The sequence below is a fragment of the Pseudodesulfovibrio nedwellii genome, assembly GCF_027923765.1.
Taxonomy (GTDB): Bacteria; Desulfobacterota; Desulfovibrionia; order Desulfovibrionales; family Desulfovibrionaceae; genus Pseudodesulfovibrio; species Pseudodesulfovibrio nedwellii.
The window spans coordinates 1,871,843-1,885,272 of sequence record NZ_AP026709.1; the positions used below are offsets into that span (position 1 = coordinate 1,871,843).

General features: G+C 48.5%; 13 protein-coding genes. 10 read left to right on the top strand and 3 right to left on the bottom strand.

Annotated features, from left to right (window positions below):
- Positions 1–235: 235 nt before the first annotated feature.
- The 10 genes from SYK_RS08770 to SYK_RS08815 all read left to right on the top strand — a co-directional run bounded on the left by SYK_RS08770 (position 236) and on the right by SYK_RS08815 (position 10,371).
- Positions 236–826 carry a TetR/AcrR family transcriptional regulator gene (locus tag SYK_RS08770; protein ID WP_281763209.1) on the top strand — a complete coding sequence of 197 codons (591 nt, stop codon included), beginning with the start codon at positions 236–238 and terminating at the stop codon, positions 824–826.
- Positions 827–904: 78 nt separating this feature from the next.
- Positions 905–1,027, top strand: coding sequence for a hypothetical protein (locus tag SYK_RS08775; RefSeq protein WP_281763210.1), 123 nt, complete (start codon positions 905–907; stop codon positions 1,025–1,027).
- Between the two features lie 371 nt (positions 1,028–1,398).
- The gene (locus SYK_RS08780) at positions 1,399–1,647 is read left to right on the top strand and encodes a phage regulatory CII family protein (RefSeq protein ID WP_281763211.1); all 249 of its coding nucleotides are present in this window, start codon (positions 1,399–1,401) and stop codon (positions 1,645–1,647) included.
- Between the two features lie 171 nt (positions 1,648–1,818).
- A complete protein-coding gene (locus SYK_RS08785) occupies positions 1,819–3,834 on the top strand; it encodes an ATP-binding protein (protein WP_281763212.1) in 2,016 nt (671 codons plus the stop codon).
- On the top strand, positions 3,827–4,333 hold the full coding sequence (locus SYK_RS08790) for an alpha/beta hydrolase (protein WP_281763213.1): 507 nt from the start codon (positions 3,827–3,829) through the stop codon (positions 4,331–4,333). Before SYK_RS08785 ends, SYK_RS08790 begins: the two co-directional genes overlap by 8 nt.
- 56 nt (positions 4,334–4,389) lie before the next feature.
- Positions 4,390–5,511 (top strand): rhodanese-like domain-containing protein, encoded by a 1,122-nt coding sequence (locus tag SYK_RS08795; RefSeq protein ID WP_281763214.1) that lies wholly within the window; start codon positions 4,390–4,392, stop codon positions 5,509–5,511.
- A 34-nt stretch (positions 5,512–5,545) separates the two neighbouring features.
- Positions 5,546–6,493, top strand: coding sequence for an ABC transporter substrate-binding protein (locus SYK_RS08800; protein WP_281763215.1), 948 nt, complete (start codon positions 5,546–5,548; stop codon positions 6,491–6,493).
- Positions 6,490–8,418, top strand: a complete 1,929-nt coding sequence (locus SYK_RS08805; RefSeq protein WP_281763216.1) for a SpoIIE family protein phosphatase — start codon at positions 6,490–6,492, stop codon at positions 8,416–8,418. Before SYK_RS08800 ends, SYK_RS08805 begins: the two co-directional genes overlap by 4 nt.
- Before the next feature lie 222 nt (positions 8,419–8,640).
- A complete protein-coding gene (locus SYK_RS08810) occupies positions 8,641–8,946 on the top strand; it encodes a phage regulatory CII family protein (protein WP_281763217.1) in 306 nt (101 codons plus the stop codon).
- 159 nt (positions 8,947–9,105) lie between these two features.
- A complete protein-coding gene (locus SYK_RS08815; RefSeq protein ID WP_281763218.1) occupies positions 9,106–10,371 on the top strand; it encodes a class II fructose-bisphosphate aldolase in 1,266 nt (421 codons plus the stop codon).
- 71 nt (positions 10,372–10,442) lie between these two features.
- Here the strand turns inward: SYK_RS08815 and SYK_RS08820 are convergent, their stop codons facing one another.
- The 3 genes from SYK_RS08820 to ychF all read right to left on the bottom strand — a co-directional run bounded on the left by SYK_RS08820 (position 10,443) and on the right by ychF (position 13,279).
- Positions 10,443–11,219 carry a substrate-binding periplasmic protein gene (locus tag SYK_RS08820; protein ID WP_281759895.1) on the bottom strand — a complete coding sequence of 259 codons (777 nt, stop codon included), beginning with the start codon at positions 11,217–11,219 and terminating at the stop codon, positions 10,443–10,445.
- The gene (locus tag SYK_RS08825) at positions 11,219–12,079 is read right to left on the bottom strand and encodes a substrate-binding periplasmic protein (RefSeq protein ID WP_281759896.1); all 861 of its coding nucleotides are present in this window, start codon (positions 12,077–12,079) and stop codon (positions 11,219–11,221) included. Before SYK_RS08825 ends, SYK_RS08820 begins: the two co-directional genes overlap by 1 nt.
- 102 nt (positions 12,080–12,181) lie before the next feature.
- Entirely contained in the window at positions 12,182–13,279 is a 1,098-nt protein-coding gene (gene ychF, locus SYK_RS08830) for a redox-regulated ATPase YchF (RefSeq protein ID WP_281759897.1), read from the bottom strand.
- Positions 13,280–13,430 lie beyond the last annotated feature (151 nt).

The following is a 13,430-nucleotide window of genomic DNA, read 5'->3' on the forward strand; positions in this document are numbered from 1 at the left end:
AAAAACGTGCACATCCTTCACTAAAATATGGAGAAGACTCCGTAACCAAGATTCAAATAAAAGCCCCGACATCGGGGCTTTTATCGTTGTGCCACAACAGATATTGCAGCACACACAGGGTAATGATCTCAAAGAATAATAAAGATTTTGAAATCCGCTTGACATTGATTGTACAATCAATCTATAGCTTCATCACAAGCTGATTGCACAATCAATCGATAGAGAGAAATAGATCATGTCCAAGAAGGAAGCCATACTCAAAGCCGCCCAGGAAGCCTTTGCTCAACTGGGATTCACCGGCGCCACCGTCAAAGACGTAGCGAATCGCGCCGATGTCTCTTTCGGACTGGTTTCCCATTACTTCGGGAGTAAACAGGAACTGTTCCTGGCCGCTGGATTTGACATGGCTGACAGGTTAGTGGCCCGGTTGACAGAAGCCACTGCCAAAGAGACCGATGGCCTTGTTGCCATTCAACGGTACATGACCGCATATTTTGATTTCACCGAGGAGCATAGGAATCGTTTCTCCATCCTCCTGCGGTGTTCCCCCTTCAGCCACATGGAAACCGGCCTAGATGCCGAAAAGGTGGCTGAAAAGTTCAGCATCTTCATTGATGAGCTGAAACGCTGCGTATCTCTCGGCATTAAAGACGGATCGATCCGCGACCTTCCTCTCGAAGAAACCGCGTTGATCATCTACGGCAACATTGTCGGTTCCGTCCGCACCAGTCTTCTTACTCCCTATGAGTCTGGAAACATCTTTGCCGAAACCATAAAACATGTGATGCGCAGCCTAAAAAACAGCCCCGGTCAGGACGGCTGTTGATAAAACACCTGACGCAACACCGGTAAAGGCTTTGTCCAATTTACTGAGAACGAAATTGTTTATTACGGAGTAAGAAATATGTTTTCCAACCTCACAGCATCCAGAATCATGGAAATTATTCTTGGAAGCCGTAGCTGGCTGACCTACATCGATTCTTTCAAGTCCTGGTCTCAGGATTGGAATCGCAACCAAAACTCTTAGTCCCGAACGAATCACCTCCTATGGGCATTGGAATGGACCGCAACCCACACCTAAAAGCCTGATAGATACGTTTCGGACACCCGGTTTAACCGGGGATATTGGGAGTCGCCTCGGCGACTCCCATTTTTTTACGTTTCAAACGTTCTAAATGTCGCAAAGCTACACTTATGTCGCTTTTATGTTGCAGGACGTTGCAAAAGAGACGTTTACGCGACAGCTGCCGTTCTACTGATCAAAGTATAGACTTTTTATAACCCTTAGTATTTTAATAATATAATCAAAATAACGTATTCTTGGCACAGCCGTTGCTTATACTAGTCCCAGTGACCAGGGGGACAAGAAGCAACATTCAAAACATGCGGGAGGGCGATATGTTTGATAAGAACGTGACCAAGGTGGTTCAGGACTGTATCCTCGACAGCGGTATTCAGGCCAAAGTTGTAGCCAAAAAAATCAACAAGCCGTATTCCACACTCATGCGTGAAATCAACCCCTTCGATGTCAGCGCTAAACTGGGCGCAGAAACCTTGCTGGAAATCATGAAGGTAACACACGACATTCGCCCTTTGAAATATATGGCCACCGAAATGGGTTTCAACCTAGACGGATGTAGCGCATAATTAAAATTTTCTCGACGCACCCCAAGACCGGACACTTAGTCCGGTCTTTTTTTTGCCTCTTTCGTCTTTTATTGACCATTACATCCATAAATTGCTCTGTCGTCTTGCGAAATTTTCATGAACATCATATGACTTTCGTGGTATAAATAAACACGAAAAAGAGACCGACAGATGACCCCGGACACACGCACGCTGACCAAAGCACATTCTCTCAGCCGCAGAGCCGCCATTCTGCAAATGGGTCTGATCGGCATCATCGTTCTTTGTTTTTCTGCCGCCATTATTGGATTCAATGCCTACCGGCTAAAACTGCACCTTTCCGATCAAACCCAAAATATTTCCCATCTAGCCAGAACCAGCCTTGCTTCCGCTGTCTGGCAGGTCGACCACGCTTCAGCTAAAGACTTTATCGACGCGGTCTTTCAGGATGAAACGGTAGTGTTTGCACAGGTTGTCACTGGCCGAGAAATCATGGCCGTTAAAACCCGTCCTCGGTTCGCCGACAAAAACTTCACTTTTTTCAAAAACAACCGACAATTTCTGACAAGTTCCGTGGAAATCAAAAAATACGGAGACTGGATCGGCACGTTCCGCCTCGCAGTTTCCACGGAGAGATACCATCAGGAAATTGGCATTTACGTCATTGCCACCCTGATTCTTGCCATGTTGCTCATCGGGGCGATCTCCCTGACGTCGTATTTATTCACACGGAAAAAGTTTTTTGCCCCGCTCAAACGAATTGAGACATCCGCAGCCTTTATCGCGGACGGAGATCTTGATGCCTACATCGACACCTCTGCTCCCAATGAACTCGGAAATCTTGCACGAGCTATTGATGACATGCGAGAATCCCTTCGCCACCTCATTGATGACCTTCAGGAAGCCAACTCCAAACTGCAAAACCACCAAAATATCCTGGAAACAACCGTCAAAAAACGCACCGAAGAACTTGAGGCCAAGAACCTTTCTTTGAACGCGGCACTCGAAGAAATACGCAATTCCAAAAAAACCGCTGAAGTCGCCAACCAGGCAAAGAGTAGTTTTCTCGCGAGCATGAGCCACGAAATTCGCACACCTATGAATGCCATCCTCGGTATGGCCGATATTCTCTGGGAAACAAAACTCTCCGAAGATCAAGCAAAATATGTCAATGTTTTCCGCACTGCCGGAGAAAGCCTTTTGGAAATCCTCGACGATATTCTGGACTTGTCAAAAATTGAAGCCGGACATTTGAAGCTGGAGTCCACATGGTTCTCACTCAAAGAAACTATGGACAAAATGTGCACCATCATTAACACCAAGGCACAACAAAAAGGGCTGTCGCTGGCCTGCACAATTCCTCCGCAAGTTCCTGATCGGCTGCAAGGTGATCCAACACGACTCAGACAGATCTTACTCAATCTGCTCGGTAACGCCGTCAAATTTACCGACTCCGGCTCCGTAAATCTCGCGGTTCAAACAGCACCCGGTCCCGCTGGCAAAACCACCCTCCAATTTTCCATTACGGACACGGGTATGGGAATATCCGGCGACAAACTCTCTACAATTTTCGATTCCTTTACCCAAGCGGACAGTTCCACGACCCGCGAATTCGGCGGCACTGGCCTAGGGCTGGCCATCAGTAAACAATTGACACAGCTTATGGATGGACGCATCTGGGCAGAAAGCACACCGGGACGCGGCAGCACGTTCCACTTTACTGTCTGTTTCAACGCTGACTCAAAAGCCGAATCAAGCCCCGGCGAGGGACTGATTGAAGGCGATGAAAAGCCGTTGCCCGAGACAAACATCCTCATGATGGAAGATTCCAAATACAACGCTTTCGTCATCCAGACCTATTTAAAAGGCACGCAATGTCTCCTAACCGTGGTGGAAAACGGCAAGGAAGGATTTGAAATTTTCAAACAGGGCGGATGGGACCTGATTCTCATGGATATTCAAATGCCACTGATGGACGGTTATTCAACTACACAGGCTATCCGTACATGGGAATCCGAACAAAACGCCACCCCCATTCCCATTGCCGCAATGACGGCGCACGCACTGGAGGAAGATGCCAAACGATGCCTCGACGCAGGAGCGAATCTGCATATTCCCAAGCCGGTCAAAAAAAGCACACTTTTTGATGCCATTCGCCAAATGACAGACTCAACATCTACCAAGAACACGGGGACTGACAATGACTAAACCGACTCTCATCTGGTGCCATGGTTCTCTCAGCCACCCCTGGGGAGCCAAGAGCAAAGCCTTGGCGGCAACGGCTAAAGAGTTGGGATTGTCCATGGAAGCCCCAGACTTTCAAAATATTGAAAATGCGGACGAACGGGTTGAGCATCTTGTGAAACGCCTGAAAGCACTTGATGGTCCACCCATTCTTGTTGGATCGAGCATGGGAGGATATGTCGCTGCAGCGGCTGCCAGGCATGTGAAAACCAAAGGCCTTTTTCTGTTGGCTCCGGCTTTCTATCTTCAAGGTTATGCCCTGCACGTCTTCACTAACCTGCCAAAAAAGCTTACAGTTATTCATGGATGGACCGATGACGTCGTCCCCGTTGACAATTCTTTGCGCTTTGCCAAAACCCACAAGGCGAATCTCCACGTCTTCAACGACACACACAGGTTAGAAAACAGCACGGACAGACTGTGCGCGATATTCAACCGTTTCCTGATAACTGTCACAGCCTAGAGTTAAAAAAAACCATGCACACGCACTCGCACACATTTCCATTCCTCGCGATCCTCATGATTGTGACACTTCTGTGCCCGCTCATACCGGCCCACGCTCAGGAAGATTTTCCACTGCGCCCATATTACCCGGAAGTCACCCCCATCACGACAGACAAACTCATGGCAGAGTATGATATAACCGTGATCGTCGACATCCGATCTCGACTCGAATACGAGGTTGCCCGCATCAACAAGGCAATCCTCCTCCCCCTCACCTTAGAAAACTTTGCCGACAAACTGGAAGAAGTCCGTCCAAAACACAGCGCAAAACCAATGGCCTTTTATTGTAACGGTCATTCCTGCGCCAAAAGCTATCAGGCGGCCCAGCTCGCCCTCTCCCTCGGATTCGAAAACGTTTTCGTATATGACGGTGGCATTTTTGACTGGATTACCGCCATCCCGAAAAGGGGAACGCTCATGGGGGAAACACCGGCCCGCGCAGACCGTATTATCGATTCCCAAAAATTTCTCCAGCACCAGATTTCCTATGACGAATTCTTGGCTGCTTCCAAAGAACCAAACACGGTTGTCATTGATATCCGTGATCCATTCCAACGAGACAGCGGCCCCAGAATCGACGACATTCGCAACATCCCGCTGGACCCACTCCTTGACCTTGTAACATCTCGTATCTGGACAGAAAAAAAACTCCTCTTTTTTGATGCCGTCGGCAAACAAATTCGTTGGCTGCAATACTTCCTGAACGCTTATGATTACTTCGATTACGCGTTCCTCGAAGGCGGCATGCGTGCCATTGCCAACGATCCCACCAAGATCAAACCCGTCATTGAAACCGACCAGACAGTCATTACCAGCCAGTCCATGCTTCTCAAACTGACGGCAGATCAACGACTGGACAATGCCGATCGCAAAGTCATCAGTTATCTGCTTGCCAACATCAAATTCAACAATTACGTGGTAATCGACATTAATGACGTCAGCCGGGACACGGGTATCAGCTCATCCCTGCTTACCAATTCAATGAAAAAACTCACCACTTTCGGTTACGCAACACACTCGATAATGCAAGGGATGCTCATCGCACAGGTTGACCCGCGTCTAGCCTGGAAAGGCGACCCCGACAGCCCACTCTGGAATCACAAAGTCAAGGAATTCGATGCTGCCATTCAACAATAGATCGACTAAAATCCCAGGGACAACGGCTTGTACCATGTTGCTGATTGCGGCCTTGGCCATCGCATTGTCCCCTGTCTATGCGCAGGCTTTGGACAAGACGAGCCTTGTTCTGCAGTGGCTTCCACAGGCTCAATTTGCCGGATATTTCGTAGCCAAGGACAAAGGTTTCTATGAGGAAGAAGGCATTGACCTCACCCTTATATCTGGTGGCCCGGATGTACTTGCCAGTGAACAACTCGACGCTGGCAACGCGGAATTCGCCACCCTATTTCTCACAACAGGTCTACAACGAAGGACAACCCTGCCTATCGTCAACATCGGCCAGTTCGTGCAACGGTCGGCACTCATGCTCATTGCCAAAAAATCCTCGTGCATTACCTCGTTCAAAGACTTGAATGGCAAAAAAATCGGCCTGTGGGGTAACGAATTCCAAATTCAGGCTCGAGCCCTCTTTCGTCAAATGAACCTCAAGGTAACAGTGGTTCCGCAGTCCTCTTCGCTTGACCTATTCCTGCGCGGCGGAGTCCATGCAGCCTCAGGCATGTGGTATAATGAATATCACACACTTCTTACCTACGGTCTTGATGAAGAAGAACTCCACCCCTTGTTTTTCAATGATGCCGGCCTAAATTTCCCGGAAGATGGCATATACTGTCTGGAACAAACGGTCGAAATGCGCCCCGAACTGTGCCAAAAGCTGGTCCGGGCCACCATCAAGGGTTGGGAATACACCTTTGCCCATCAGGATGAAGCTCTCGATATAGTCATGCACCGCATGCAATCAGCTAGAGTCCCGGCAAACCGCGCACATCAGCGATGGATGCTGAAACGAATGGAAGATATCATCATGACCGATGAAGCCGCCACCATGGGAGTCCTTCGCAAGGACGACTTTGAACGGGTTCGTCAAACGTTGCTGGATACCGGTTTTCTAGATACAGCCCCAACTTTCGAAGAATTCTACAAAGGGGCACTCCAATGAAACGTTGGCCCATTGCTTTCAAACTCACGCTTTTCATCCTGTCCTGCGCCTTCGTTATCGTAGGAGCCATCGTAGGGTATAACTACTATTACTCTCGCGATATCATCCTTCGCCAAACACGGGACAATTCGCGTCTTCTCGCTCGCGAAACCGCAGGCAGCATAGACGCGACGCTTTACAGCGTACAAAAAGTTGCTGAAAACATTGCGTTTTCCCTTGAAGACGCGACCATGACTTCGCAAGAAATTTTGGAACTTAATCGCCGGGTACTAGCAAACAATCCCGAAATATACGGTATGGCGATAGCCTTTGAACCGTATTCTCTCGAACCGGACAAACTTTACTTCGCACCATACTATTTCCGTTCCGGTGGCCGCATCGGTTTCACCATGCTCGGAGATGCAAAATACAGATATTTTTACATGGATTGGTACCAGTTGCCCAAAGAACTGGGACACCCGGTCTGGACTGAACCATATTTTGACGAAGGCGGCGGCGGTGTTGTAATGGCGACTTATGCTGTACCTTTTTTCCGAACAAAGAACGGAAAAACCACCTTTGCTGGTGTTGTCACAGCAGATATTTCTCTGAGTAAACTTCAGGAAAGAGTGGCAAAAATCCGTATCTTTGACACTGGATACGCCTTCCTGCTTTCCCGACACGGAACTTTCATCACACACCCGGATCGTCGACTGGTCATGAATCAAACCATTTTCTCGCTGGCTGAAGAACTCGGTTCTGACCGGCTCCGCAAACTGGGCCAGGACATGCTTTCTGGCGTGACCTCATTCGTGGCAGCCGGCAAGGCCATCAATGATCAGGAATGTTACCTGTACTCGAAAGGCCTTGAATATGGCGGCTGGTCTCTAGGCATTCTCTTTCCCAAAGATGAAATGCTGGCCGATGTCCACAGTCTTTCGAAAACCATGGGCTTGATAGGTCTGGCAGGCTTTGCTCTTCTTGCTTTTGTCACCATGGGCATCGCGCGACGTATCACACACCCTCTGCGTCAATTGTCGGGAGCCGCCCGTGAAATTGCCTCTGGAGATCTGGACGTCATGCTTCCAGAAATATCCAGCCGTGATGAAGTAGGCGACCTGACGGACTCCTTCCGTTACATGAAGGCGTCCCTCAAGGAATTCATTCAGGATCTGACCTCCACAACAGCGGCCAAGGAACGTATCGAGTCCGAACTCCGCATTGCCCGCGAAATACAAATGGGTATCCTACCCAAGCTCTTCCCGGCCTTTCCTGAACGCAAGGAATTCGAGGTATTCGCTTCCATTGAACCGGCCAAGGAAGTTGGAGGAGACCTCTACGACTTCTTCTTCGTGGATGAAAAGCATTTCTGTTTCCTGGTAGGCGATGTCTCCGGCAAAGGCGTCCCCGCTGCCTTTTTTATGGCCGTGACCAAAACATTGCTCAAGGTTGTCTCAGAAAAGGGACTCAACCCCGGTGAGGTTCTGACCAAAGTCAACGCCGATCTTTCTGCCGATAACGAATCCTGTATGTTTGTCACCTTGTTCCTGGCTGTCATGAACATCGAAACCGGCGAAATCAAATATGCCAATGCCGGTCACAATCCTCCCGTCTTTATGCCATGCGGAGGCACACCTGAATGGATTCCGCCTTTTGGCGAACCAGTTGCAGGCATCATGGAGGACATGGAGTACTCGACCAAGACCATGACCATGAAAAAAGGGGATATCATGTTCATCTACACCGATGGTGTAACTGAAGCCATGAATCCGGACAAAAAACTCTACTCAGAAGACCGCCTCATGAATCTGCTTGTTTCCATGGAAGAACCGTTCGCGCCCAAGTTGGTCAAAGACGTTAATAGTTCAATTAAAGAGTTTACACTCGGAGCCGAACAGTCAGACGACATCACCATGCTCGCTATGCAATTCATGGGTAAGTGCTAGAAATAAAAAACAAACTATACGAATAAAGAACCAAAGCCCCTCATTCTCCTATACTATATAGAGGAATGAGGGGTAACGTGTTGTAGTTTCACTACAAAGGTTCCTTTTTTCTCTCATTCATCAAAGAACTTCCCCCTTTTTTTACTTTTCGTTGGCACAAAAATGAAAAAGGGAGTAACTTTCACCACAAGGCAGAAAAATTCAACATGTGGGGGGTAAAGCATGTTTGAGAAGAATCTGACCAAGAAAATGCAGGACGTGGTCCTGGAGGGTCGCATTCCGGCCAAGGAAGTGTCCCGAGTCATCAGGAAGCCGTATTCGACACTGCTTCGTGAGCTCAATCCGTTTGACACACATGCCAAACTTGGCGCCGAAACCATGTTCGAAATTGTGAAGGTAACGCACAACGTTGCCATCATTGAATTCATGGCTCGGGAAATGGGTTACACCCTCATGCCTGTTGAGGGCGTGAAAACGGGCAAGCCCCGGTCAACCAACCTCATGCGCGGTCGGGAAGCTACCATGTAGCGCCCAGCCGAACCACACGTCGAGCGTCCCGGGATGCTTCACGCATCTCGGGGCTTCGGCATGGGCATTCCCAAATCACAACTTACCGTTTCATTTTGACTTTATGAAACGTTTGGTTTCTACTGTCTGTTGTACACAAACGCTCCAAGGAGGAAGGGCATGTCCCAGGATACTTTCAAAAAAGCACTCGCCGTCGGTCGTCCGCCGAACGTCGTTCAAAATTTCCCAGGTTCCCAGGCACTGCTTGTCAGTGGCAAGGTCATTGATCGTGCCATGACTGCCAAAGGCGGCGCCATGACCATCGCAGCAAACGGCCGCAACATCTTCATTATCGAAGGCGCTCTCAAAGCAGCCCAGCGTGCCAACGCTGCCATCATCATTGAAATCGCACGTTCCGAAGCCACATACTGCCCCACCACCTTGTGGAACATTGCACGCAGAGTCGATTATCTGTGTAACAAGCTCGGCATTACCATCCCGGTAGCCGTGCACGCAGACCACTATTTCATTAAATCATGGGATGGCGTGGCCGAGGCCAAAGCGGAAATCCCATCGGTATTCGATGCAGGCATCACTTCCATCGCCATCGATGCCTCACACATGACTGACGACCTCAACCTTCTTGCCAACCTCGTTGTTGCGCCAACTATCCCGACATGGGCCGGTTACGAAACGGAGATCGGTGAGATTAAAGGCGAATTTGGCCTGTCCAGTCCGGTGGAAGCCAAGTTTTTGTGCCAAGGACTCAATGCCCACAATTTTTGCCCTGACTGGATCGCTCTCAACAACGGCACCACCCACGGCATTGAGGCATCTGGTGAAGGAATTCAGGTCGATCTGACCGCTAAAATCCATGAAACGCTTAAACCGTATGGCACCTCCGGTGCACAGCACGGTACTTCCGGCAATGATTCTGCTCGCCTGCGCGAAATTGCAGCACAGACAGCCACCACCAAAGCCAACGTGGCCACAGCCCTTCAGATGATCGGTTGGGGAGTGAAGGTCAATGAATTCGGCAATGCCATCATGGACGGCGATCACTTTGCCAAGGTGACCGGTACAGGCGTGGATGATGCATTGTGGGATGAGATGGTCGCATACGCTGACGACAACGGCATTTCTGGCGGCAACTACAAGAAGCTCAATCTCGTCTTCGAACGCCGCTGGCAGGGCCAAAGTCAGGCAATACGTCAACGCATGGCAGACAATGTGGAAGGATTCGTCTACGACCTTCTGGTCAACGTTTTCAACGCACAGGACACTGCTCCGATTGCATACGACCTGATCCTTGAAGCAGGCTCCTACGACCTCGGCCCCAAAGCCAAACAATTTGAAGATCCTGCCGAATGGACCGAGGAAAAAATCAAGGCCATGGCTGCCTCGATTGACACCGACAAAGGTCCCGAAGGCGACTTCGACGACTAACCTCTAGAGGCATCGCACACTATGGCCCGCATTGGTTTATACTAATGCGGGCTTTTTATGTGTATTCACTATCACTGATTAAGACTTCTGGAAGGATGAAATGCATTATCCGGATTCTTCACCCCATATATTTTTAACAAATCGGCATACGCAGGACTATCGAAAAACTTTGCCAACGACTTAGACAACTTTTTGGACAGAGCACGATGTCCAGGTTTGCGGCTCAATGCTACATAATAGTAATTTGGAATAATTGGTAAAGAAGGAACAATTTCTTCTTCAAAACCATGCTTATTAATTAATTCCCGAGTTGAGGTAAGATAATTAGCAAAAACATCAATCCGGCCAGCTTCAAGACTGCTGAAGGCCGCCCCAAAGGAAGTAAAAGAGGTTACTATAGGCGTGCCGCTTTCTTCAAACCACCGACTCCAATCCTCACCATGCATAATTCCAAGCCGTAATGACTTTGAGAATCGCCCTTGATAAGAAAAATCACTGTCCGGCTTGACCCAAAAAACAATCGTTTCCTGACTCAATGGAGTATCCACAAAATGCAATACTGATCCCCGGCGGGCTGTTGATGCCAGATCAAAAACACCGTCCGTCAATGAATCTTCAGCCATCTGAGTCGCACGTTTCCAGGGAAACGGTATAAATTCTATTGCATATCCGAGCTCACTCGCCACACGACGAAAAATGTCAGCATCAATCCCCGTCAACTCGCCCTTAACCCACTGATAATGTCCGGCCCAATCCTTATTTTCCACGCTGATAACAAGCACCTGCTCTGCACAAGCAAAATTTGCCATCAATAACAGAAAAAAAACAGTATATGCCAATCGTATCATTATCGAACTCTTCCTTCTTTGGACTTCAGCCAAGGGCGAATATCAACACCACCGTATTGCTCCAGCAAACGATCATATTCAGCACTCTTGTAAAAGACTTTCAGAGCATCAGAAAATGTCTTGGCCAGTCGGATATGTTCTCCTTTCTGTGTAAAGGCAATGGAGTAAGATAGTCCATGAAGCATTGGCTCAGAAGGTTCCACCTTACCCACAAATCCCAACCTACGAACCTGATCCTGTGTAGGGGCTAGATACCCACCAAATGCATCAATTCTCCCTGCAATCAAACTGTTAAAAACAGCTTGATAGGAATAAAAGACCTCTACAGTAGGCATGCCTTCGCGGGCGAATCTGTCGCTCCAGTCTGAACCATGCATCAGCCCTATCCTCATGGAAGAATCAAACGCCCCGGAATAGTGATAAGAACTTCCTCTTTTCACCCAAAACACTGTCGATTCCATAGAAATTGGTGTGCTGACATAAGAAAGAAACTCTTTCCTTTGAACTGTTGGAGCCAAATCGAGAACCCCGTCAATCGACTTTTCTTTTGCCATAAGCATAACCCTTGGCCACGGCAGGGGCATGAAAACAATCGAATATCCCAATTTATTCGCAACCGTACGAAGCACGTCGGCATCAATACCAACCAATGCTCCGTTCGCCCATTGATAATGTCCTGCCCAATCACGGTCATCCACACCAAACGCAAGAGGTTGTCCTGCATTGGCCGAAATACCCGTCAACAGCACAACAAAAAAGACGCAATACACAATACGAACCAACAAGAAATTCATCAACTCAGCCCTTCCCATTTGAGGTATAAGTATTGCCCTCATAGTTAACAAAAAGACAAAGGTCATACTATTAGAATAGCTGCCTCTTCTGCAAACAAAAGACCCCGCCGTTTCCGACGAGGTCTCAACTATTAAAGAATATCTGTAATGATATCAGGCGAGGCAGTGCTATACGTTAAACAGGAAATGCGTCACATCCCCGTCCTTCATCACGTAGTCTTTACCTTCAACACGCAATACGCCTTCGCTCCGGCATTTGGCCTCGGAACCATGTTCTACAAAATGATCGTAACTGGCAATTTCAGCGCGAATAAATCCCCGTTCAAAATCAGTATGAATAACACCGGCAGCCTGAGGGGCTTTATCGCCCTCATAAATAGTCCAAGCACGGACCTCCTTCACGCCTGCCGTAAAATAACTGATCAATCCAAGCGAATGAAACCCTGTGCGGATAATCTGATGCAAACCGGATTCTTCGATGCCGTAGGACTCAAGAAATTCTTGGTAGTCCTCGTCTTCAAGGCCAACCAATTCTTCTTCCATCCGGGCAGAAATTTTAACGAACTCGGCGCCACGTTCTTCTGCCAACGCACGGACCGACTTCACATATTCATTGTCCTCGACAACGCCTTCTTCGTCCACGTTCGCGCAATAAATAACATTCTTGGCCGTAATCAAATGCAATTCCACCAACAACTCATCCAAGGACTTGCTTTCACTGTCAAAGGTGCTGACAGGTTGAACTTCGTCCATATGAGCGAGTAACTTCTTGGCGACCTCAATCTTCGGAGCCAACGCCTTGTCACCCTTAAGTTGCTTTTCCATGCGTTCAAGCCGGCTTTCCAAAACCTGAACATCAGCCAGGATCAGCTCGGTTTCGATAACTTCTATGTCGCGCAACGGATCAACAGAATTGGCGACATGAATTACGTCATCATCGTCAAAACACCGAACCACATGCAAAATAGCCTGAGTCTCGCGAATATTGCCAAGGAACTTATTGCCAAGGCCTTCGCCTTTGCTGGCACCAGCCACCAGCCCAGCGATATCCACAAAATCCACAGTAGAACTTTGGACTCGTTGCGGCTTGACCAAATCGGACAAGACTTCAAGGCGACTGTCCGGGACCGGCACTACAGCCTTGTTCGGCTCGATGGTACAAAAAGCGTAGTTTGCGCTTTCGGCATTCTGAGCTTTGGTGAGTGCATTGAACAGAGTAGATTTGCCGACATTGGGCAGGCCGACGATACCGATACTAAGTGACATGGAAACTCCTGAAAAAAAGAATTGCCGAAATTATATCTCGGCGAGGCGACTCAGTACCTTCCTTCACTCCAGGATGCAAGCTTATATTAGTGGGACCTCCCGGAAAAACCCGCGTCACAAACAAAAAAACCCGCCGATCAGCGGGTTTTTG

Bases quoted from the DNA above. Each gene is read 5' to 3' on its own strand.
- SYK_RS08790 (WP_281763213.1), top strand. From the start codon at position 3,827: ATGACTAAACCGACTCTCATCTGGTGCCATGGTTCTCTCAGCCACCCC.
- SYK_RS08785 (WP_281763212.1), top strand. From the start codon at position 1,819: ATGACCCCGGACACACGCACGCTGACCAAAGCACATTCTCTCAGCCGC.
- SYK_RS08805 (WP_281763216.1), top strand. From the start codon at position 6,490: ATGAAACGTTGGCCCATTGCTTTCAAACTCACGCTTTTCATCCTGTCC.
- SYK_RS08820 (WP_281759895.1), bottom strand. From the start codon at position 11,219: ATGATACGATTGGCATATACTGTTTTTTTTCTGTTATTGATGGCAAAT.
- SYK_RS08795 (WP_281763214.1), top strand. From the start codon at position 4,390: ATGATTGTGACACTTCTGTGCCCGCTCATACCGGCCCACGCTCAGGAA.
- SYK_RS08775 (WP_281763210.1), top strand. From the start codon at position 905: ATGTTTTCCAACCTCACAGCATCCAGAATCATGGAAATTATTCTTGGA.
- SYK_RS08810 (WP_281763217.1), top strand. From the start codon at position 8,641: ATGTTTGAGAAGAATCTGACCAAGAAAATGCAGGACGTGGTCCTGGAG.
- SYK_RS08825 (WP_281759896.1), bottom strand. From the start codon at position 12,079: ATGACCTTTGTCTTTTTGTTAACTATGAGGGCAATACTTATACCTCAA.
- SYK_RS08770 (WP_281763209.1), top strand. From the start codon at position 236: ATGTCCAAGAAGGAAGCCATACTCAAAGCCGCCCAGGAAGCCTTTGCT.
- ychF (WP_281759897.1), bottom strand. From the start codon at position 13,279: ATGTCACTTAGTATCGGTATCGTCGGCCTGCCCAATGTCGGCAAATCT.
- SYK_RS08815 (WP_281763218.1), top strand. From the start codon at position 9,106: ATGTCCCAGGATACTTTCAAAAAAGCACTCGCCGTCGGTCGTCCGCCG.
- SYK_RS08800 (WP_281763215.1), top strand. From the start codon at position 5,546: ATGTTGCTGATTGCGGCCTTGGCCATCGCATTGTCCCCTGTCTATGCG.
- SYK_RS08780 (WP_281763211.1), top strand. From the start codon at position 1,399: ATGTTTGATAAGAACGTGACCAAGGTGGTTCAGGACTGTATCCTCGAC.